Here is a 20,540-nt window from a genome sequence, read left to right on the forward strand (position 1 = left end):
CGGACGGCGAGAACGTGGACGTGAGCCTGCTTACCAAGCGAGCGTGTCGGGGGCGCCTTTGAACGGCCCGATGACCCGGGACGTAATCCAGCCGCCGTAAAAGTCGCCCTCCTGTGCCTGGACAACCTCACCGTCGATCGTGCACCGGTCGACCTTGCCCGGATAGATCGCGACGTGGTCAGTGAGTGCGGCGAAGCGTGGGTTCGGTGACGGGTAGGTCCAAGCTCCGGCCGCGATCGTCCGAGACTCGGTGACGAGGTCGTAATACGACGCGACACCCTTCCACTCGCAGATCGTGGTCCCAGCAATAGCCCACAGGACGTCGTCGGCGAAAGCCCGGATCGGGAGGTAGTACGTCGGCGGGTGGCTCGTCTCGCATACCCGATATGACCGTGAGGTCTCGGCGATGACTCGACCCTCGAGAGCAACGACGATGTGCTCGTTGCTCAACTCGATCGACGGCGGACGCGGGTAATCCCAGACATTTTCGACAGGGTGGTCTGCTTGCACGTTTCGAGCGTACGAGGGGTACGCACGGTCGGCTCAACCAAACAGAACTTCGGCCTCTTCGTAGAGCTCGGGCCGAACGGTCTTGAGCACCCTGGTGCCCTCGGCGAGCGGCACGCGCTCGATCTCGGTGCCTCGCAGCGCCATCATCTTGCCGAAGTCGCCCTCGTGCACCGCCTGGATCGCGTGCAGGCCAAATCGAGTAGCGAGCCAGCGGTCGAAAGCCGTCGGCGTACCGCCGCGTTGGATGTGGCCGAGCACGACGGCACGAGCTTCCTTGCCCGTACGCTGCTCGATCTCTGAGGCCAGCCGGTCGCCGATGCCGCCGAGCCGAACGTGACCGAATGCGTCCTTCTCGCCACTGACGAGTGACATCGCGCCACCTTCAGCAGGCACGGCACCCTCGGAGACCACGATGATCGGCGAGTAGTGCGTCGCAAACCGGCTTTCGACCTGAGCGCACACCGCTTCGATGTCGAAGGGGCGCTCTGGGATCAGGATGATGTTGGCGCCGCCAGCGAGTCCGGCGTGCAGAGCAATCCAGCCAGCGTGACGGCCCATGACTTCCACCACGAGGACGCGGTGGTGGGACTCCGCGGTCGTGTGCAGGCGGTCGATGGCTTCCATCGCGATGTTGACGGCGGTGTCGAAGCCGAACGTGAAGTCGGTGCCTGAGAGGTCGTTGTCGATCGTCTTGGGGACGCCCACGACGTTAACGCCGAGGTCGGCGAGCTTGGTCGCAACGCCGAGGGTGTCCTCGCCACCAATCGCGATCAGGGCATCGCAGCCGTTGACCGCGAGGTTGTCCTTGATGCGCTCGACGCCACCTTCGATGCCAAACGGGTTGGTACGCGACGAGCCGAGGATCGTGCCACCGCGCGGAAGGATGCCGCGCACTTCCGGGATGCCGAGCGTCATCGTGTCGTTCTCGAGAGGCCCGCGCCAGCCGTCACGGAATCCGACGAACTCATGCCCGTACGTCGACACTCCCTTGCGCACGGCTCCTCGGATGACTGCGTTGAGTCCGGGGCAGTCGCCTCCGCCGGTCAGCATGCCGATGCGCATTGAAGCTCCTAGGTCGTGAGTGGCGAGGTGGTCATTCGATGGGCTTGATGTCGTCCCAGACTTCGTCGGCGGCAGCACGGTCGACAACCTTGGCTGCGGCGCGCTCGACGTCGCGGTCGCGCTTCTTGGAGTCCTGCGCGTAGAGGTCGACGTACTCCTGATCCGACAGGCGCATGATCTCGTACATGATCTCGTCGGTGATGGCTCGCAAGATGTAGCGATCGTCCTGCATGCCTTCGTAGCGGCTGAAGTCGAGCGGCTTGCCAAAACGTACGCCGGGTCGCGCGAACTTGCCGAAGATCTTGCCGGGAGGCGCGACGACATCGGTGCCGATCACAGCGAGCGGGATGACTGGCACGCCCGCTTCGAGCGCGAGACGCGCAACGCCCGTACGACCGCGGTAGAGCTTGCCGTCGTGCGAGCGGGTGCCCTCGGGGTAGATGCCGCACACCTGGCCATCAGCCAGCAGTCGCAGCTGTGTCTTGATCGCGCCAGCAGCTGCGGAACCGCTCGTACGGTCGATCGGCACCTGGCCGGCGCCGGAGAAGAACGTCTTCTGCAGCCAGCCCTTGATGCCTGAGCCCTCGAAGTACTCAGCCTTGGCGACGAACGTCACCCGGCGAGGAATGACGAGCGGCATGAACAGCCAGTCGCTGTAGGACAGGTGGTTGCTCGCCAGAATGGCGGGGCCTTCCTTCGGAACGTTCTCCGTGCCCTCGGCCCATGGCCGGAAGATCAACTTGAGCACTGGACCCAGCGCAAGGAACTTCAAGAACCAATAGAACACGAGACGAGACACTACTCCGTACGCCGCCGTGCTCGCAGGTCACTGGCCGACGACCTTTCAGATGATGGAAGATGGGGCGTATGAGCTCACCTTCTCCAGTTGCCGTCGTGCCCGGAGCCGAACCCTTTTCTGCTGACGGTGGACGCATCGGCGTTCTGCTGAGTCACGGATTCACCGGCTCGCCGGCTTCGATGACTCCGTGGGGCAAACACCTCGCTGATCAGGGCTACACCGTTCGAGTCCCACGCCTGCCGGGCCACGGCACGACGTGGAAGGACATGAACCGCACGCGCTGGGAAGACTGGTACGCCGAGCTCGACAAGACGCTCACCGAATTGCGTACGAAATGCGACAAGGTCGTCGTCGCGGGACTCTCGATGGGCGGCGGTCTGGGGCTTCGACTGGCCCAGCAGCGGCCCGCCGACGTGGACGCGCTGGTGCTGGTCAATCCCGCCATCAACTTGAAGCGATTCGACGTCAAGCTCGTACCTGCGATGCAGTGGTTCATCCCGGGCCTGCCCGGCATCGGCAACGACGTCAAGAAGGCCGGTGCAGACGAGGTCGGCTACGACAAGACTCCACTCAAGGCCTTGGCATCGCAGCTGAAAATGTGGAAGGACATCCGCGCCAACCTCGGGAAGGTCACGCAGCCCCTGCTCCTCCTCCGGTCCAACGACGACCACGTCGTCGACATCTCGTCGAAGGAACTCATCCTCGCCAACGTGTCCTCCTCCGTGAAGGAGTTCGTCGAGCTCAAGGACAGCTTCCACGTCGCCACGATCGACAACGACGCACCGTTGATCTTCGATCACGCCTCTGCATTCATCTCTGAGCACGTCGGGGCGGCCAGTGCCTGAGCCCGACGACTTCGACAAGATCGTCGAAGGGCTAGACCTCGATCTGGAGTTCCCGGACGAGGTGCCCGAGCCTGCTCCGGTCGAGCCTCCGCCGCTGGTCTGGTCCGATGACACCGAACCCGTCGAGGCCGAGGAGCCGTTCTACCGCAAAGTCGAGCCGACTCCCCTGCGTCCGCGCACTCGCGCCATGACGCTGGCCTGGATCGGGCTGGCCGGCGCTCCGTTGGCGCTGGTTGTTGCAACGATGTTCGGCGAGATCCTGCCCCGCCCGATCTTGGGCGCGGCGGTTCTTACTTTCGTCGCAGCGGCGATCTACCTGGTCTCGCAGTTGCCCGAGCACGGACCCGGGCGCTCGGATTGGCCGGACGACGGCGCCGTGCTGTAATTCGCGCCATGTCCGCCGCACCAATCAATCCGGCTTCGGGCCCGAGGTGTGCTCGTACGATGCGCGCTTCGGCGCGATAGCCGCGACCGGTCAACGTACGACTGAAGGCAGCCTTGGCTGGCTCGATCAGCAGTGCTCCGGCATCGCTGACTCCCCCACCAATGACGAACATGCCGGGATCGAGAGCGGCTGCGAGATTGGCGATACCGACACCGAGCCAGTCACCGACCTCGGCAATCCACTCCACCGCCTCGGCGTTGCCCTCGTCGGCGTACCGAGTCACGAGCGACCCTTCGACGCGCTCGATGTCGCCGCCGGCGTCAGCCAGCATCAATTTGCCGAAATCTGTGCCGTCAGCTGCAGCGGCCTTCGCGCGGCGGGTGAGCACGCGACCGCTGGCGTACTGCTCCCAGCAGCCGTGGTTGCCGCATTCGCAGGGGCGACCGTCGGGAACGACCTGCATGTGTCCAAACTCCCCCGCGATGCCGAATTTGCCGCGATAGGGCTGTCCGTCGATGACGAGTGCGCCGCCGATTCCGGTGCCAAGGGTGATCAGCACCAGATCGGCTTCGCCTTGAGCAGCACCGAAGCGCCACTCGGCCCAGCCGCTGGCATTGGCATCGTTGTCGACCATCACCGGGAGTCCCGTACGTCGAGCCACCGAGTCACGGAGAGGTTCGTTGCGCCAGGAAAGGTGCGGCGCGAACAGCACTGTCGACTGGGTTGAGTCAACAAATCCCGCAGCGCCGATGCCGAGCGCGGTGATGTGGTGCTCACGACGGAACTCCTCGGTGATCTCGGCAATCGCGTCGATCACGGCCGGCGCCTCAGTCGTCGGGGTCTCACGCTTGAGTCGGGCAACAATGCGCCCGTCCTCGTCCACGACTCCGGCGGCGATCTTGGTGCCGCCGATGTCGATGCCGATCGCCAGCTTGTCGGCCATTAGACGGGTTCAGTCCTCGCGAGGTCTGCGGCGCCGATGATGCCGGCGGCGTTCCCGAGAGCGGCAAGTCGAACCTCGGCCTGCGGGCGATGGGAAAGGGCCGGCAGGTGGGTCTCGAACGCTTCGACGACGGGACCGAGCAACAGGTCTCCGGCACCGGCGACGCCGCCACCGATCGCGATTACGCGGGGATCGAGGATCGAGGCGAGGATTGCTAGCCCCTCACCGATCCACTGACCGAGGTCGGCCAGGAGTTCGATCGACAACTCGTCGCCGTCGTGCGCAAGGTCTGTGAGTGCCGGTCCGGTGATCTTGCTGAGATTTCCGTCGGCCAGCGCGCGAAGTGCGTCGGTGCCCGGGTCGCCGTTGGCCACGCGTTCGCGAGCGTTGCGTACGAGGGCGCTGCCACTCGCGTACTGCTCGAAGCAACCGTGCTGACCGCAGCCGCAGGCAATGCCGTCAGGCACGATCCTCATGTGGCCGATCTCTGCGGCAACGCCGAATCCGCCGCGGTAGAGCTGGCCGTGGTGGACGATGCCGCCACCCACGCCGGTGCCGACAGTAACGAGGAGCAGGTCGTCGGTGTCCTCGCCTGCGCCGAAGGCGAACTCGCCCCAGGCCGCGGCATTGGCATCGTTCTCAACGACGACCGGCAGGTCGAGCAGCGCGGAGACTTGCTCGGCTAGAGGCTCGTCAACCCAGTTGATGTTGGGTGCGAATCGCACCGTGGTGCGATCGGTGCTGGTGAAGCCGGCAGCGCCAATGCCCACGCCGACGATCTTTTCGTCACCTGCCAGGCGCTCGGCAAGGGCGGCCACGATCTTGGGGATCGTGGATGAATCGTCGGGCGTCGGCTCACTCTCGCGCTTGAGCAGCTCACCAGCCTCTGAGACGAGGCCTGCAGCGATCTTGGTGCCGCCGATGTCCACACCGATTGCAAAAGTCATGCCGTCCCCTCCTCTTCAGGAGCGGGCTTCGCGGGAATTGCTGAGTCGACCAGATCGCGAAGCGACTTCGCGAAAGCCGCCGCCGAAGCCGAGACCTGAGCCACCGCGTCAGGGTTGTCGCGGACAAGCCCGACCACCTGGCATACGGGGCACCACGTCGCGGTGCAGACGTGAGGTTCGTCGGTCTTTGGTTCGGTGCTGGAGGCCGCTAGGGCGCGGAAGAGCTTGAACGCCTCTTCAGACACCGAACCGACCGGCTCGCTCGCGCTCTCACTCACAGCGCCTCAACCTGTTTCTTCAACCCCTTGAGCGCGGTGTCGATGATGACCTTCTCGGCCTTGCGCTTCAACATGCCGAGCAACGGCACGGAAACGTCCACGGCCAGCTGATATGTCACCTTGGTCTGCGTCTGCTCAAGTGGTTCGAGAACGTAGGTGCCATCCATCGAGGTCAGCATTGATCCCGGCTTGGACAGGCTCCACGAAACGGCGTTGACGCCATCCCAGACGTAACCGAGCTCGTATTCGTCACGGATCGGAGCTGCGTCGAGGATGAAGTGGACGCGCTCGGCGCGACCTCCATCAACACCAGCCACGATGTCGGCCGTCTTCACGCCTGTCGCCCAATCGGGATAGGCGCCGAAATCGGCAATGACGTCCATAATCTGCTCGGCGGGAGCATCGATGATGATGTCGCTCGTAGTCCGCGCCATCACCCCTCCTCGCCGGTCCGTTTGTGTTTTCCCATGCTAGTGGTTGAGGCCGAGGCCAACGCTGCGGGTAGCCTGCGTACGTGACCGAGCGCAGCGATCCGGGCAACCTCTCCCTGGACATCCTCGACCGCCTCCCTGAGCACATCGATGACGTAGCACTTGCGCGCCAGATCGATGGCTACTGGCAGGACGTGACTCTGGGCGCATTCCACGGTCAGATCCTCGACTTCGCCAAGGGCCTCATCGCCGCTGGCGTCAAGGCCGGCGACCGTGTCGTGATCCTGTCCAAGACCCGCTACGAGTGGACCGTCGCCGACTACGCCATCTGGTGGATTGGCGCGACGACCGTCCCGGTGTACGAGACGTCGTCCGTCGCCCAGATCGAATGGATCCTCAAGGACTCAGGAGCTGTCGCAGCGATCGTCGAGTCAGCCACTCACGAAGCCAGCGTTAAGGAAGCGAAATCCAAGCACCTCAAGAACGTCTGGTGCATCGACTCGGGTGCCTTCGACGAGATCACCGCAGGCGGTACGAAGGTCAGCGACTCTGACGTCGAAGCTCGACGTTCGGCCCTGACCAGCACGACGTTGGCAACGCTGATCTACACCTCTGGCACCACCGGCAAGCCCAAGGGCTGCAAGCTGACGCACGGCAACTTCCGCTCCGAGTTGGAGGCAGCAACTCAACAGCTGCCCGAACTGTTCGGCGCCAAGGATGCCTCAACGCTGCTGTTCCTCCCGCTCGCTCACGTGTTTGCGCGCATCATTCCGGTCGGCTCGATCCGTGCTGGCGTCAAGGTTGGCCACACCGCGGACATCAAGGACCTCCCGCGCCACCTCGGCGACTTCCAGCCCACCTTCGTGCTCGCTGTCCCCCGCGTGTTCGAAAAGGTCTTCAACTCAGCCAGCACCAAGGCGTATGCCAACGGCCGCGGCAAGGTGTTCGATCGCGCCGCCCAGACTGCGATCGCGTACAGCAAGGCCCTCGACAATGGCGGACCCGGACTCGTACTCCGCGGTCAGCACAAAGTGTTCGATGGCTTGGTCTACGGCAAGATCCGCGAGGCGCTCGGCGGCAAAGCCCAGTGGGCGATCTCGGGCGGCGCGCCACTCGGCGAACGACTCGCTCACTTCTACCGCGGAATTGGCTTGACGATCCTTGAGGGCTACGGACTCACCGAGACGACCGCCGCCCTGTGCGTCAACACGCCCAGCGATCAACGGATCGGCACCGTTGGCCGCCCCATGCCTGGCACCGAGGTGCGGGTGAGCAGCGATGGCGAGCTCAGCTTTCGCGGCCCGCAGATCTTCACGGGCTACTGGAACAACGACGAAGCGACGGCCGAGGCCCTCGATCCAGACGGCTGGTTTGCCACGGGCGACCTCGGCGAGGTCGATGCGGACGGATATGTACGAATCACCGGACGTCGCAAGGAGATCATCGTGACGGCGGGTGGCAAGAATGTCGCACCGGCCGTGCTCGAGGAACGCGTTCGCACGCACCCGTACGTCAGTCAGTGCTTGGTCGTCGGCGACGGCAAACCCTTCGTCGCTGCTCTCGTCACGATCGACACCGAGTCGTGGACCGGCAGCTTGAAGGATCCTGACCTCAAGGCCGAGATCCAGAAGGCGATCGACGACGCCAACTCACAGGTGTCCCAGGCCGAGGCGATCCGCAAGTTCAAAATCATGCCGGCGGACTGGACCGAGGCGAACGGCTATCTGACGCCGTCATACAAGGTCAAGCGCAATGCCGTCCTGCGCGACTTTCACGACACGGTCGAAGCGCTTTTCACCAGGTAGCGCCGCCAGTCGGTCGTGAGCTGGTCGACGGTCAGCCCGAATGACTTCTCGAGCGCCCGACTGAGCTTCGTGCCGCCGAGTACGTCCTCGTAGAACGCCACGATGTCTGCGTCGCTGTGCGTCTCGCCCAGCATCCGGAAGATCATCCATGCCGCCTCGTACGACGCGCCGAGCCCATGACCCGACGACGCGAAGTCGGCGGAACTCGGCAGTCGCCTCGGCGTCTTGCCCGCCTTGACCTCGGCAAGCACCTGACCGGCGCTCAGCGACAACGAGGCATCGTCGTCATGCAAGGCGACGAAGTCGGCGAAGCCTTCGACCACCCAGGTTTCTGCCGAGGTGCCGACAGCAGAAGTCAGGAGGTGGGTCGCCTCATGCGTGACGACGACCTGGGCTGCGCGATCGTCCATGGTTGCGAACACCGCCGGGTTGAGCACGATCACGATGCCACAAGCCGAGCCATTGCTGCCGTCGAGGTTCGTCGTCACGGCCGCGATCTGCTTGATGTCGTCGACCTTGCGGCCGACAAGCTGTGCCATTTGATCCTGGGTGTGCGGAGAAACCACAACGACTTTGCGAGTGACGTCTGGGATGACGTCGACAACGGCGGCACGAGCGCGCGCAGTCATCGCGTCGATCTGCCCGGCAACTCCCCCGTCCACCGCGATGACCGTGGTTTCGGCCTGCTTGTGGACGTCGACTTTGCCCGCCAGCCAGATCGGCAGCGAACCAGCACTCGCCGTGACGCTACGTACGGCAAACGTTTCGTCGGCCTGTGGGTCCAATCGGAACTTCACAGTTGCCGTACGCCGTTCCTCAGCGAGACCTGAGTCGCCTCCAGCCATCCAGCTGACCTCGACCTCGGCCTGGGTCGATCCGTCCGCACGATCGGCAACCTCGCCACCCGTGATGTACCGCAGGTCGACATCGCGAGCTCCTAGGGCGTCCCGAGCGGACCAGGCGTCGCGGGCAAACGTACGAGCCGCGCTGCTTGCGCCAGCTGCCGCGATGAACTCTGATTCAGAGGTTGCGTCGGACAGTTCGCGGAACTGCTGCGTCAGCAGCGCGCTGGCGTTGGCCGGAACCTCGACAACCGCGTCAGGCTCGGACGAGCCCTCCCACGGCCGCTGCCAGAGCAAGAGGGCAGCACCGAGCAATACGAGAACTAACGCAGCGGTGACATTCGGCGACAGGCGTCGCTGGTCAGCCAACCCGGCCAAACTTGCTGTAGCCCCCGAGGCCCGTGATTTCGACGCTGCGGCCCGGGCGAGGAGCGTGAACGACGCGACCCTTGCCGATGTACATGCCAACGTGCGACATGCCGCCGTAGAACACGAGGTCGCCCGGCTGAAGCTGACTGGCCGAGATGTGGCGAGTTGCGGCGTACTGCGGGCCCACAACGCGAGGCAGCGAGATCCCGGCGGCTGCCCAAGCCTTCATGACGAGGCCGGAGCAATCCCAGCGGTTGGGGCCAGTACCACCCCACGCGTAGGGTTCGCCGAGCTGGGCGAGTGCGAAGTTGATGGCGGTCTGAGCACGGCCCGATGCGACCGGCTCGAAGTCGAGTTCGGTCGAGCCTGAATCGAGCTTGGCCTGGTCAGCCGGGCTGAGCTGTTCGATCTGCGCCTTGATGGCTTCGTACTGCTTGCGGATCTCCTTGCGAGTCTTGGCGGACTGCTTCTTGGCGTCGGCGAGCTCGTCCTGGCGGTCCTCGAGCTGGGAGCGACGGTTCTTCAGCGCCTTGCTCGTCTCACCGAACTGCTCGAGAGCATCGGCGCGAGTGCTGTTGAGGGCCTGTACGGCTCCGAGTCCTGCGAGGAACTGCTCCGGGTCGCCGCTACCGAAGAGGTTGACGGTCGGGCCGAGCGGGGCGTCCATCTGCTGCTGGACGATCGCAGTGCTCAGTTGCTCCTTCTGCTGGTTGTAACCAACCAGAGCTTCGGAGATGTCGTCGCTGAGGTCAGCAATCTCGTTGCGGGTCTGCTTGGTGCGCACGCCAATCTGGTTGACCTGCTCGTTCATCGCCTCGATCTTGTGCAGCGCTGCCTCAATGCTCTCGACCGTGGGCGCAGGATCAGCCTGGGCCGACGGGAACGCGAACAGCGCACCGACAATTGCAAGAGATGAAACCGCTACAAGAGCGCGGCTTCGTGCTCGATCACGTGACAGTCGCACGCAGGAACTCCTACCTTCGACGCCTACCAGGTGAGCTGACGGGTTCGGGCCAAGGTATGCCCTACGGTCCGCACGACTAGTTACCTAGACGCGTGAACCGATTCACCCCACAAACATGGGTCCCCGGTTCGTCTCAGTTTTGCCCTCAAATGATTCAGGACCACAACTGTGACGATTAGGCGGTGCGCCCGACGCCGACCTGGAGGGCCGCCGTTCACCGGACGCACAGTGGCCCACTCTAGGCCGCGTGTGGGGTCAGATCAACCTGATCAGCAGGTTCAGACGGCCTGCGTCTCTGGGCCTGTGATGGGTGTCACGAGGCGCAGAGGTGGAACGCAGCCTGCATCGGCCAGTACCTCAAGCGCTGCCATCTCCTGGGCATCGATCTCGATGCCGACAGGTGGTGCGCCAAGCAGAACTGTGACGATGCAGTCGCCGCACGCACCGGGGCTGCGTACGAGGCACCGATCGCAGTCGACGACGACCGAGTCGGTAGTTGGGTGATCATGCATGTCGGCACCTCCTGATGCGCTGTGCGACCCGCCCAGTTGGCGAGTACATGAATGACGCTAGGGACGACCTCGGACAAAAACGCCGACATAGCAAGGATGCGGAGCTCTGTCGGTGGGGACGCTTAGCGTTTGCCGCGTGCAGGAAGTCCAGGGAACCTTCGACGAGCTGGGCCGCCCCCTGTCCTCCACGACCTTCTGTGTCGTCGACCTCGAGACGACGGGAGGTTCGGCCGCCGGCGGGTCCAAGATCACCGAGTTCGGCGCGGTCAAGGTGTGCGGCGGCGAGGTGCTCGGCGAGTTCCAGACGCTGGTCAATCCCGATGAGCTCATCCCCGCGTTCATCACGGTCCTGACCGGCATCACCAACCAGATGGTGATCTCCGCACCTCGCATCGCCGAGGTGCTCCCCAGCTTCCTCGAGTTCGCCAAGGGCAGTGTCCTCGTCGCGCACAATGCACCATTCGATGTCGGATTCCTCAAGCACAACAGTCGCGAGCTCGGCATTCCGTGGCCCGGCTTCGAAGTGCTCGATACGGCAGTCCTCGCCCGTCGCGCCCTCAATCGTGACGAGGTGCGCAACTGCAAGCTGTCGACGCTGGCGGCCAAGTTCGGTGCCACGACGACGCCCAACCACCGCGCCCTTTCCGATGCGCGCGCGACGGTCGACGTGCTGCACGGACTGTTCGAGCGGCTGGGCAACCTCGGAGTGACGACCCTCGAAGAGGTGTCGACTTACACGTCGAAGGTCACCCCCGAACAGCGCAAGAAGCGTCACCTCGCCGACCACCTTCCAGTCGCACCGGGCGTCTACGTCTTCCGCGACGACAAGGACCAGCCGCTCTACATCGGCACCTCGCGCAACCTCCGAGCTCGCACCCGCTCCTACTTCACCAAGGCCGAGACACGCACCCGCATGGGTCAGATGGTGATGCTCGCCAACCGCATCGAAGGCATCGTGTGCGCGACACCGCTCGAGGCCCAGGTACGCGAGCTCCGTCTGATCGGCAAACACCGTCCACCGTTCAACCGGCGCTCCAAGTTCCCCGACAAGGTCACTTGGCTCAAGCTCACACGCGAGCCGTGGCCGCGGCTGTCGATCGTACGAACTGTGCTCGACGACGAGGCCGACTACATCGGGCCGTTCCGTGGCCGTCAATCAGCCGAGGGCGCGCTCGCTGCACTGCACGACTCGTTCCAGATCCGGCAGTGCACTCCTCGCCTGGCACTGAAGTCCAAGAGCTCGCCATGTGCTCTCGCCGAGATGGGTCATTGCCTGTCACCGTGCGACGGCTCGGCCGATATCGAGGTCTATGACGCTGAGGTCGTACGCGTACGACGCGCCATGATCGGTGATCCCGAAGAGCTCGTCGCAGCCGTACACGCGCACATGCTCTATCTCGCTCGCAACGAACGATTCGAAGACGCAGCTGTGTGGCGCGATCGCCTCACCTCGTTCCTGCGCGCCTCCGTACGCACCCAGCGCCTGCGCGAGCTGACGGGACAACCCGAGCTCGTTGCGGCTGCTCCTCACGAGGAGGGGTGGGAAGTTCACGTCATCCGCTACGGCCGGCTGGTTGCTGCCGGCATCCTGCCGAGAGGTACGCATTCAGCAGGGTGGGTCGATGCACTCCTCGCCACGGCCGAGACCGTCCCACCCGGCTTCGGACCGATCCCGGCGGCAACGGTCGAGGAGACCGAGTGCCTGCTGCGGTGGCTCGACTCCCCCGGCATCCGCATGGTTCGCGGCACCTGGCATACGTCGCTACAAAGCGGAGCGCGACACCTCGTACCGTTCGAGCTCGCCGATTCCCGCTGGCAAGACCTGCAAAGGCCGGGCTAAAGGCCGATCGAGAACGTCGATTCGAGGTCGTGCTGGCTGAACGTCTGGAACGCGATCTGGGTCTGCGTCGACAGCACGCCCTCGACCTTGTTGAGCTGATCGGCGACGACCTTGGCGACATCGTCAACCTCGCGGACGCGAACCATGGCGACGAGGTCGATCTCGCCCGTCACCGAATAGACCTCGCTGACGCCGTCAATGTCAGCGATCTGCTTGGCCGTCTCGGTGATGCGCGAGACGTCGGCCTGGATGAAGACGATGGCGGTGATCATTTCGTCAGCCTATCTAGACCAGGGTCTGAGTTGTCTTGGCCCAGTTGTCGAGGACCTTGGCCGCCGATCCCGAGTCGATTGACTCCGTCGCCCGATCGATGCCGGCCTGCAGCCGAGACCTGAGATCACCCGAAGCAGCCTCATGAGCCGCGATGCCCGCACCAGCGTTGAGCAGCACGGCGGTACGTACGGACGACTTCTCGCCCGCGAGCACGCGCTCGAACACCTTCGCGTTGAACGCAGCGTCGCCGCCCGTGAGCTCAGCAGCAGGGGTGTAGTCGAAGCCGAAGTTCTTGGGATCGATCGAGTCCTCAGACACCGATCCGGATGCACCGTCAGCGATCCAGACAGTGGTCGTCGTCGTTGTGGTGATTTCATCGAGACCGTCGTCTCCCCGGAAAACAAACGCATCTGCACCGCGTCGAGCGAGGACGCTGGCCATGATCGGGCCCATTCGCCCATCCGCAACGCCGATGGCCGACGCTTCAGGCTTTGCCGGATTGACCAGTGGGCCGAGGAAGTTGAAGGTCGTGGGAACGCCCAGCTCGCGTCGTGGCACCGCAGTGAAGCGGTAACCGGCGTGGAACACCGGTGCGAAGCAGAACGTGATGCCAACTGCCTCGAGCACCTCGACAAGCTTGGTCGGAGGAACGTCCAGTCGTACGCCGAGCTCCTCCAGCACATCGGCAGCACCGCTGGCGCTCGATGCCGCGCGGTTGCCGTGCTTGACGACTCGAATGCCCGCACCTGCGATCACTACCGCAGACATGGTGGAGATGTTGACTGTCTTGGCCAGGTCACCGCCAGTTCCGACGATGTCGACGGCGCGACCCTCGACCTTGAGCGGGATCGCATGGCGATACATCGCATCGACGAGTCCTTGGACCTCGTCGATCGTCTCTCCCTTGGCTCGCAGCGCAATGGCGAAGCCGGCAATCTGCGCCGGAGTGGCGTTACCGGAGAGAATTTCTTCCATCGCCCAGGTCGTCGACGATGCGTCAAGGTTCTGGCCCGCGACGAGCGGCCCCAGAACGTCAGGCCACGATGACGCGGCAGTTTTGACCATGATCGTCAGCCGGGTTGGAGCACACCGCGGGCGAGGTCGATGACGACCTCGGCAAGGTGAATCGGATCGAGTGGTTGCGAGACGACAGCCTCGGCGCGCGACCAAGTAGCGAGCCAAGCGTCCTGCGGTCGGCCAGTGATGACCAGGATCGGCGGAGCATTGAAAATCTCGTCCTTGACCTGACGCGCGATGCCCATGCCACCAGCCGGCACCGCTTCACCATCGAGAATCACCAGGTCTGCCTTGGCGTCATCGAGGTGCTGGAAGACGACCGGCTCCGTTGCAACTTCAAGGTATTCGAAGGGTGGAAGGTCCGGGTGAGGACGTGTTCCAAGGGCAGAGATGACGGTCGCGCGAACGTCGCGATCATCGCTGTAGATCAGGACACGTAGGGGCTTGTGCTCACTCACGAGTCGATCGTACATATGATGTTCGCGTGGCGACTACATCGGTGATTCCTGCTTCACGACTCCACGGCCAGGAAGGCCGTCCGTCAATGGTGACGGTGGGCACCATTGTGTGGCTGTCGAGTGAGCTCATGTTCTTTGCTGGATTGTTTGCGGCGTACTTCACGATCCGCAACATCTCCCCCGAGCTGTGGTCTCAAGAGACCGCCAAGCTCGACCTCCCCTTCGCGACGATCAACACCACGATCCTGGTGCTGTCGTCGGTCACCTGCCAGTTCGGCGTGTTCGCTGCTGAGCGTGGCAAGCCGGGCCGCAGCGGGTCGCTGCTGCAGATCGGCAAGTGGGGTATGCGTGAGTGGTTCGTCCTCACCTACTTCATGGGCGCGATCTTCATCGCCGGTCAGGCCACCGAATACGCGACGCTGGTCACCGAGCACACCACGATCTCCAGCTCGCCCTACGGCAGCATGTTCTATCTCGCCACTGGCTTCCACGGACTCCACGTTCTCGGCGGACTTATTGCCTTCCTGCTCGTGATCGCCCGCACCTTCGTTGCGCGCAAGTTCACCCATGAGCAAGCGATCTCAGCGATTGTCGTGTCCTACTACTGGCACTTCGTCGACATCGTCTGGGTAGGCCTGTTCGCGACGATTTACCTGCTCAAATGAGCAAGGTAAACCTCACTACCAAGTACGACGTCAATCGTCGGTACGCTGAAGCTGACTCCTAGGAATGAGGTTCTTGGTGCGGAAACTGTCGACCAGACGCCGGCATCCCCTCGCTGGATTCGTCGTGCTCCTCATGGGACTCGTCGTTGCCGGCGGTATGTACGCCGCGTTCGCGCCGAAGCCCGCCACAGCTGAGGAGGCATCCGCTCGTGACATCGAGGCCGGACGCCAGTTGTTCCTCATCGGCTGTGCGAGCTGCCACGGCAAGAATGCCGAGGGCATCCAGACCAAGCGCGGTGACAACTACGGCCCGACCCTCGTCGGAGTCGGCGCTGCCGCTGTCGACTTCCAGGTCGGCACCGGACGTATGCCGCTCGCCAACTCCGGGCCGCAGGCACCTCGCAAGGCCCCGGAATTCGACGAAGAAGAGACCCGTCAGGTCTCGGCCTACATCGCCTCTCTGGCACCTGGCCCCGCGATTCCCGAGGACGAATACCTCGACTACAAGGGCGTGAACGAAGAAGGACTGGCCGAAGGCGGCGAGTTCTTCCGCACCAACTGCACGGCGTGCCACAACTCGGTCGGCGCCGGTGGCGCACTCCCGAGCGGCCGCTACGCACCGACGCTCAAGGGCGTCGACGCTAAGCACATTTACGAAGCAATGACGACTGGCCCTCAGCAGATGCCGGTGTTCGCCGACACCACCATCACGCCTGAAGAAAAGCGCAACGTCATCGCGTACATCAAGAAGATCCAGTCCCAGCCTGAATACGGTGGAATGGCAGGCGGTGGCCACGGCCCCGTCGTCGACGGCCTGTTCACCTGGGTCATCGGAATCGGCGGTCTCGTAGGTTTCGCGATCTGGATCGGCGCGCACGGAGCAAGGGTGAAGAAGAAATGACCGACCTGATCGAGAGCCCCGACGCCTCGGAACCGATCAAGAACCCCGGCCTCCAGGAGCACCAGGAGCGTCCGCAGGACGTTGATCCGAAGGCTGCGAGCCGAACTGAGCGCCAGATCTCCGGCATGTTCGGACTCGCCACGCTGCTGATGCTGGGCTTCTGTGTCGCCTACGTGACGATCGACAAGGACCAGACCTTCCTCGGCTGGTCAGCCATGAACTTCACGCTCGGCGCCACGCTCGGCGGCGCGCTGCTGCTCATGGGCGTTGGCATCATCCAGTGGGCCAAGAAGCTCATGGGTGACCACGAGATCATCGAAATGCGTCACCCTGTCGCGTCCACCACGGAGGACCGCGAGGCAGTGCTCAAGGACCTCAACCAGGGCATCAAGGAGTCGGCCATCGGCCGTCGCCCGTTGATCCGCAACAGCCTGCTCGGTGCGATGGGCGCCCTCGGCCTGCCCGCCGTCATCTTGCTCGGCGACCTGGGCCCGCTCCCCCACGGACAGCGCAACACGGTCTGGAAGAAGGGCATGCGGGTCGTCAACGACGTCTCCGGCACCCCGATCAAGCCGTCTGACCTCGAGGTCGGCGCCCTGGTCAACGCAGAGCCCGCGATCATGTACGAAACCGACGAGCACGGAGAGCACGTGCTGCACGGCAAGGAGCTCCTCCAGGCCAAGTCGAAGGCCGCCGTCATCGTCGTACGTATGCGTCCCGAGGACGTCACTCCGTCCAAGGGTCGCGAGAACTGGGGCATCGACGGAATCCTCTGCTATTCCAAGATCTGCACGCACGTCGGTTGCCCGATCAGCTTGTACGAACAGCAGACGCACCACGTGCTCTGCCCGTGCCACCAGTCGACGTTCGACCTCGCCGACAACGGCAAGGTCATCTTCGGCCCTGCACACCGGGCACTGCCCCAGCTGCCGCTGGCGGTCGACAGCGAGGGCTACCTCATCGCCGTCAGCGACTTCCCCCACATCGTCGGCCCGAGCTATCCCGAGCTCGCGCGTGATCAGAAGAAGTTGGACAAGAAGTCATGACGACAACTGAGACTGACGCCGAGTACACCAACATCGAAGACACCGGTCTGGGCAAGAAGGCCGGCGGACCCGTCCAGTGGCTTGACGACCGCCTTGGCCTTGCCACGATCTCGAAGAAGCAGGTCCGCAAGGTCTTCCCCGAGCACTGGTCATTCATGCTCGGCGAGATCGCGCTCTGGAGCTTCGTGGTTCTGCTGCTCACCGGCGTGTTCCTGACGCTGTGGTTCCAGCCGACCATGACCGAGGTCATGTACGACGGCTCGTACGCTCCGCTCAAGGGCGTCGAGATGTCGGCGGCCTACGCCTCGACTCTGGACATCTCGTTCGACATCCGTGGTGGTCTGTTGATCCGACAGATCCACCACTGGGCAGCTGCGCTGTTCGTCGCCGCGATGATCCTGCACATGCTCCGCGTGTTCTTCACCGGCGCTTACCGCAAGCCCCGTGAGATCAACTGGCTCATCGGCGTTGGACTGCTGTCTCTGGGTCTGGTCGAAGGCTTCGCGGGCTACTCGCTCCCCGATGACCTGCTGTCGGGCACCGGCCTTCGCTTCGTCGATGGTCTGCTTCGCTCGATCCCGCTGGTTGGCTCGTACCTCGAATACTTCATGTTCGGCGGCGAGTTCCCCGGCGACGTGATCATCCCCCGCCTCTACATGGCGCACATCTTGCTGGTCCCTGCGATCTTGCTGGGTCTCATCGGCGCCCACATGCTGCTGCTCGTCTACCACAAGCACACGCAGTGGCCTGGCCCCGGACACACCGAGAAGAACGTCGTCGGCTACCCGATGATGCCGGTCTACGCGGCCAAGGCCGGTGGATTCTTCTTCGTCGTCTTCGGCTTCACGGCTCTCATGGGTGCCCTCCTGCAGATCAACCCGATCTGGGCATACGGCCCCTACAACCCGTCAGAGGTCACCGCCGGTTCGCAGCCTGACTGGTACATGGGCTTCTCTGAGGGCGCTGTGCGTCTGATGCCGGACCTCGAGTTCAACCTGCTCAACTACACGTGGAGCATGAACGTCTTCATCCCGGCCGTTGGCGCGATGGGACTGCTGTTCACCGTGCTCGGTGTCTGGCCGTTCGTCGAGCAGTGGATGACGGGTGACAAGAAGGAGCATCACCTCCTCGAGCGTCCCCGCAACGCCCCGACGCGTACAGCGCTCGGTGTTGCTGGCATGACGGCGTACGCGGTGCTCTGGATGGCTGGTGGCAACGACATCATCGCCACTCGCCTGCACCTCGACATCTTCATGATCACGCGGACGTTGCAGATTGCGTTCTTCGTCTTCCCGGTCATCGCCTATCACGTGACCAAGCGGATCTGCATCGGCTTGCAGCGTCAGGACGCCAACCGCATCCTGCACGGCTACGAGACCGGCGTCATCGAGCGCTCGCCTGATGGCGGCTTCTCGGAGCGTCACGCACCGCTTGATCCAGTTCGCCAGTACGCACTCACGACGCACGAACGGCTCCCAGAGCTCACAGCGCCGGCTGAGACGGACAAGAACGGCGTGGCAGCGCCCAACGGACGCAAGGCCAAGATTCAGGCCTGGGTTCGCAAGCGCTACTACCACGGCGTTCTGGACAAGCCGACGACCGAAGACGTGCACCACGCCAACGAGCACATGGCTCACATTGACGGTCACCCTGTCGAGTTGGGCGATGAGTTCCAGGGCGTGTCGGAGACGGGTATCCCCCGCGTCCACTGATCATCAGCATGAAGAAGGGCCGCACCCAATCGGGTGCGGCCCTTCTTCATGTCTGGCCTCAGGAGTCGCTGAAGGCTGAGCCTTCTTGCCACTTCTCCCAGTCGACGTTCCAGTCGGTCCAGCCGTTGCGATCCTCGAGCGGCCGGGGGCTGTGGACGAACTTCACGATGTCACCGCGCCTTGACTGCTTGTAGAGCCATGCAGCGTTTGCCGTGCTCATGCCCGTGCAGCCGTGACTGACGTTGGAGTTGCCCTGGAATGGGACGGACCAGGGTGCCGCGTGGAGGAACTCCCCCGAGTTGGTCACTCGCATGGCCCATCGGACGTCGCTGATGTTGTAGTAGCCGGGATCTTCAGAGTCGACGCCCGTTGTGGCCGCGTCCATGTCGACCTTGGAGAACTTCTCCATGATGACCTTGGTGCCCTCGCGTGACCGATGTCCTGCGTCGCCGGTCGACACCGGGATGGTGCGCTTGACCTTGCCGTCGACCGTGTACGTCAGTTCGTGCGATCGGACGTCGACCGTACTGACCGCCTTGCGACCGACCTTGAACGCGATGACCTGGTCCTGCTGCCCGTAGACACCCTTGGCCGCCGGGAGCGAGTTGAGGCGTAGGACGACCTTGACCTTGGTGCCAGCTGGCCAGAAGTTCTCCGGTCGATAGTGAACCTCGCGGTCGCTGAACCAGTTCCACGAGCCTTCGACCGAGGGCGAGGTCTTCACCGTCATGTTGCGCTCAAACAGCTCGCGGTTCTTGACCGGCACATCGAACGTGACGATCACCGGCATACCGACGCCAACTGTCTCGCCCTGCAGTGGCGCCACCGCTGGGTACGTCTGCTGCTCCAGGCTGAGCTTCTCCGTGGAGAACGTCCTGGTGAGTGTCTTGTCCTTGCCGTCCTCGCCCTTGCCTGTGACGGTCAGCTTGTAGGCGGTTCCTGGCTCCAGCCGCTGCGTGGCGATCCATTTGCCGTCCGCGAGCCGACCCTTGACCTTCGCCTTGCCGTCAGAGGTGGTCAGCGCAGCCGCGGTGATCTCACCGTCTTCGGCCGACGCGCTGACAATCGTGTCGACCTTCACGCCGGCGGCCTTCTCAGCCACGTTCGCCTCAAGCGCTATCGGATCTTTGGGGGTCACGGCGTCCTTGACGTCTGAACAACCGGTCAGGACGAGCGCGGTGACGCAGGCCAAGGCAGCGATATTTCGGATTTCCCTCACCCCGCCAGTCTAGGCAGACGGGAGGACATCTCCGGAATCGGAGTCAACACATGTTGACCACCCTTGCGCGTCAACATATATTGACGGAATGACCACACGCATCACCGCCCAGTCCGAGCAGCCAGACGATCCCCTGTCCGCGCTCAAGCGCGTGGCAAAGCTTCGTGCGGAACTCGAACGCGAGGAGTACTTCGAGGTGATGCGTGCGCGTACGGCCGGCGTGAGCTGGGCGGGCATAGCCGCGGCTCTGGGCGTGTCAAAGCAAGCAGTTCACCGAAGGTTCAAGCGACGCATAGTTGGCGACGCGAAAACCTGGCCAGCTCAGTGAGCGTGGATGCCGCGGTAGTACTCGAAGATCCAGCCACAGACCATCACTGCACCGAAACCGGCGCCGATGATGAACAGCCACCAGCCGAAGACGATGCCCAGGGCGCACACGGCGAGAGCCATGGCGGCGAACAGCGGCCACCAGCTGTAGGGCGGGAAGAATCCCTGCTCACCAGCGCCATCGGCGATCTCACCGTCACTGCGGTCCTCGGGACGATCGGGGATCTGCTTGGCGACAACCGCGAGGTAGAAGCCCAGCAGTGCGCACAGCAGGGTCGTCATGACCAGTGCTGACGTACCGGTCGGGTCCTCAGTGAGGAGCCAGTAGATCGGCGCGATCAGTGCGAAGAAAATCCCGCAACCGAGGATTGTCCAAGTTTCGGCCTTCAT

General features: G+C 63.7%; 24 protein-coding genes and 1 riboswitch. Of the genes, 9 read left to right on the forward strand and 15 right to left on the reverse strand.

Translation table 11 applies throughout. The annotated features are described in order from the left end of the window. Nucleotides 1–30: 30 nt before the first annotated feature. The 3 genes from J2X11_RS10285 to J2X11_RS10295 are packed head-to-tail and all read right to left on the reverse strand — an operon-like array spanning nt 31 to nt 2,359. The gene (locus J2X11_RS10285) at nt 31–510 is read right to left on the reverse strand and encodes a DUF427 domain-containing protein (RefSeq protein WP_309970344.1); all 480 of its coding nucleotides are present in this window, start codon (nt 508–510) and stop codon (nt 31–33) included. Nucleotides 511–543: 33 nt separating this feature from the next. Continuing rightward, on the reverse strand, nt 544–1,572 hold the full coding sequence (locus J2X11_RS10290) for a 6-phosphofructokinase (RefSeq protein WP_309970347.1): 1,029 nt from the start codon (nt 1,570–1,572) through the stop codon (nt 544–546). 31 nt (nt 1,573–1,603) lie between these two features. Beyond that, nucleotides 1,604–2,359: a lysophospholipid acyltransferase family protein gene (locus J2X11_RS10295; RefSeq protein ID WP_309970350.1), complete on the reverse strand. Its 756-nt coding sequence runs from the start codon at nt 2,357–2,359 to the stop codon at nt 1,604–1,606. 80 nt (nt 2,360–2,439) lie between these two features. Here J2X11_RS10295 and J2X11_RS10300 point away from each other — a divergent pair, with 80 nt between their 5' ends. Together J2X11_RS10300 and J2X11_RS14465 are read left to right on the forward strand one after the other, a co-directional pair. Further along, on the forward strand, nt 2,440–3,216 hold the full coding sequence (locus J2X11_RS10300) for an alpha/beta hydrolase (RefSeq protein WP_309970353.1): 777 nt from the start codon (nt 2,440–2,442) through the stop codon (nt 3,214–3,216). Then, a complete protein-coding gene (locus tag J2X11_RS14465; protein WP_396127857.1) occupies nt 3,209–3,601 on the forward strand; it encodes a hypothetical protein in 393 nt (130 codons plus the stop codon). Before J2X11_RS10300 ends, J2X11_RS14465 begins: the two co-directional genes overlap by 8 nt. On the opposite strand, the gene J2X11_RS10305 is transcribed toward J2X11_RS14465, so the two are convergent. The 4 genes from J2X11_RS10305 to J2X11_RS10320 are packed head-to-tail and all read right to left on the reverse strand — an operon-like array spanning nt 3,507 to nt 6,203. Continuing rightward, the gene (locus J2X11_RS10305; protein WP_396127858.1) at nt 3,507–4,544 is read right to left on the reverse strand and encodes an ROK family glucokinase; all 1,038 of its coding nucleotides are present in this window, start codon (nt 4,542–4,544) and stop codon (nt 3,507–3,509) included. The genes J2X11_RS14465 and J2X11_RS10305 overlap by 95 nt on opposite strands. Then, nucleotides 4,544–5,491, reverse strand: a complete 948-nt coding sequence (locus J2X11_RS10310; protein WP_309970356.1) for an ROK family glucokinase — start codon at nt 5,489–5,491, stop codon at nt 4,544–4,546. The genes J2X11_RS10305 and J2X11_RS10310 overlap by 1 nt, the downstream gene beginning before the upstream one ends. Next, nucleotides 5,488–5,769, reverse strand: coding sequence for a hypothetical protein (locus J2X11_RS10315; RefSeq protein ID WP_309970359.1), 282 nt, complete (start codon nt 5,767–5,769; stop codon nt 5,488–5,490). The genes J2X11_RS10310 and J2X11_RS10315 overlap by 4 nt, the downstream gene beginning before the upstream one ends. Continuing rightward, nucleotides 5,766–6,203 carry an SRPBCC family protein gene (locus J2X11_RS10320; RefSeq protein WP_309970362.1) on the reverse strand — a complete coding sequence of 146 codons (438 nt, stop codon included), beginning with the start codon at nt 6,201–6,203 and terminating at the stop codon, nt 5,766–5,768. The genes J2X11_RS10315 and J2X11_RS10320 overlap by 4 nt, the downstream gene beginning before the upstream one ends. A gap of 80 nt (nt 6,204–6,283) precedes the next feature. Between J2X11_RS10320 and J2X11_RS10325 the strand changes: the two genes are divergently transcribed. Next, a complete protein-coding gene (locus J2X11_RS10325) occupies nt 6,284–8,005 on the forward strand; it encodes an AMP-dependent synthetase/ligase (protein ID WP_309970365.1) in 1,722 nt (573 codons plus the stop codon). Here J2X11_RS10325 and J2X11_RS10330 read toward each other — a convergent pair. The 3 genes from J2X11_RS10330 to J2X11_RS10340 form a co-directional block, all read right to left on the reverse strand. After that, nucleotides 7,972–9,216 (reverse strand): hypothetical protein, encoded by a 1,245-nt coding sequence (locus tag J2X11_RS10330; protein ID WP_309970367.1) that lies wholly within the window; start codon nt 9,214–9,216, stop codon nt 7,972–7,974. The genes J2X11_RS10325 and J2X11_RS10330 overlap by 34 nt on opposite strands. Continuing rightward, entirely contained in the window at nt 9,209–10,180 is a 972-nt protein-coding gene (locus tag J2X11_RS10335) for a C40 family peptidase (protein ID WP_309970370.1), read from the reverse strand. The genes J2X11_RS10330 and J2X11_RS10335 overlap by 8 nt, the downstream gene beginning before the upstream one ends. A gap of 5 nt (nt 10,181–10,185) precedes the next feature. After that, nucleotides 10,186–10,350: riboswitch (cyclic di-AMP (ydaO/yuaA leader) on the reverse strand. Nucleotides 10,351–10,458: 108 nt separating this feature from the next. Then, nucleotides 10,459–10,692, reverse strand: coding sequence for a hypothetical protein (locus tag J2X11_RS10340; protein WP_309970373.1), 234 nt, complete (start codon nt 10,690–10,692; stop codon nt 10,459–10,461). Between the two features lie 136 nt (nt 10,693–10,828). On the opposite strand from J2X11_RS10340, the gene J2X11_RS10345 reads away from it, so the two are divergent. Continuing rightward, complete coding sequence (locus tag J2X11_RS10345) at nt 10,829–12,532, forward strand: DEDD exonuclease domain-containing protein (RefSeq protein ID WP_309970375.1); 1,704 nt, start codon at nt 10,829–10,831, stop codon at nt 12,530–12,532. Here the strand turns inward: J2X11_RS10345 and J2X11_RS10350 are convergent. From J2X11_RS10350 to J2X11_RS10360, 3 genes are read right to left on the reverse strand one after another with little or no spacing between them, the layout of a single operon-like run. Further along, nucleotides 12,529–12,804, reverse strand: a complete 276-nt coding sequence (locus J2X11_RS10350; protein ID WP_309970379.1) for an Lrp/AsnC family transcriptional regulator — start codon at nt 12,802–12,804, stop codon at nt 12,529–12,531. The two genes, J2X11_RS10345 and J2X11_RS10350, sit on opposite strands and share 4 nt — an antisense overlap. A 13-nt stretch (nt 12,805–12,817) precedes the next feature. Beyond that, complete coding sequence (gene trpD, locus J2X11_RS10355; protein WP_309970381.1) at nt 12,818–13,870, reverse strand: anthranilate phosphoribosyltransferase; 1,053 nt, start codon at nt 13,868–13,870, stop codon at nt 12,818–12,820. Between the two features lie 5 nt (nt 13,871–13,875). Continuing rightward, complete coding sequence (locus tag J2X11_RS10360) at nt 13,876–14,280, reverse strand: response regulator (protein WP_309970384.1); 405 nt, start codon at nt 14,278–14,280, stop codon at nt 13,876–13,878. A 26-nt stretch (nt 14,281–14,306) separates the two neighbouring features. On the opposite strand from J2X11_RS10360, the gene ctaE reads away from it, so the two are divergent. The 4 genes from ctaE to qcrB all read left to right on the forward strand — a co-directional run bounded on the left by ctaE (nt 14,307) and on the right by qcrB (nt 18,604). After that, nucleotides 14,307–14,945, forward strand: a complete 639-nt coding sequence (gene ctaE / locus J2X11_RS10365; RefSeq protein WP_463675073.1) for an aa3-type cytochrome oxidase subunit III — start codon at nt 14,307–14,309, stop codon at nt 14,943–14,945. A 76-nt stretch (nt 14,946–15,021) separates the two neighbouring features. Further along, complete coding sequence (gene qcrC, locus J2X11_RS10370; RefSeq protein ID WP_309972342.1) at nt 15,022–15,846, forward strand: cytochrome bc1 complex diheme cytochrome c subunit; 825 nt, start codon at nt 15,022–15,024, stop codon at nt 15,844–15,846. Further along, a complete protein-coding gene (gene qcrA / locus J2X11_RS10375; RefSeq protein ID WP_309970388.1) occupies nt 15,843–16,892 on the forward strand; it encodes a cytochrome bc1 complex Rieske iron-sulfur subunit in 1,050 nt (349 codons plus the stop codon). The genes qcrC and qcrA overlap by 4 nt, the downstream gene beginning before the upstream one ends. Then, complete coding sequence (gene qcrB / locus J2X11_RS10380; protein WP_309970391.1) at nt 16,889–18,604, forward strand: cytochrome bc1 complex cytochrome b subunit; 1,716 nt, start codon at nt 16,889–16,891, stop codon at nt 18,602–18,604. Before qcrA ends, qcrB begins: the two co-directional genes overlap by 4 nt. Before the next feature lie 58 nt (nt 18,605–18,662). On the opposite strand, the gene J2X11_RS10385 is transcribed toward qcrB, so the two are convergent. Then, the gene (locus J2X11_RS10385; RefSeq protein WP_309970393.1) at nt 18,663–19,823 is read right to left on the reverse strand and encodes a L,D-transpeptidase; all 1,161 of its coding nucleotides are present in this window, start codon (nt 19,821–19,823) and stop codon (nt 18,663–18,665) included. An 88-nt stretch (nt 19,824–19,911) separates the two neighbouring features. Here J2X11_RS10385 and J2X11_RS10390 point away from each other — a divergent pair, with 88 nt between their 5' ends. Further along, nucleotides 19,912–20,151, forward strand: a complete 240-nt coding sequence (locus J2X11_RS10390) for a hypothetical protein (protein ID WP_309970396.1) — start codon at nt 19,912–19,914, stop codon at nt 20,149–20,151. Here J2X11_RS10390 and J2X11_RS10395 read toward each other — a convergent pair. Next, a complete protein-coding gene (locus J2X11_RS10395) occupies nt 20,145–20,540 on the reverse strand; it encodes a cytochrome c oxidase subunit 4 (RefSeq protein ID WP_309970399.1) in 396 nt (131 codons plus the stop codon). The genes J2X11_RS10390 and J2X11_RS10395 overlap by 7 nt on opposite strands.

Source organism: Aeromicrobium panaciterrae, from assembly GCF_031457275.1.
Taxonomy (GTDB): domain Bacteria; phylum Actinomycetota; class Actinomycetes; order Propionibacteriales; family Nocardioidaceae; genus Aeromicrobium; species Aeromicrobium panaciterrae_A.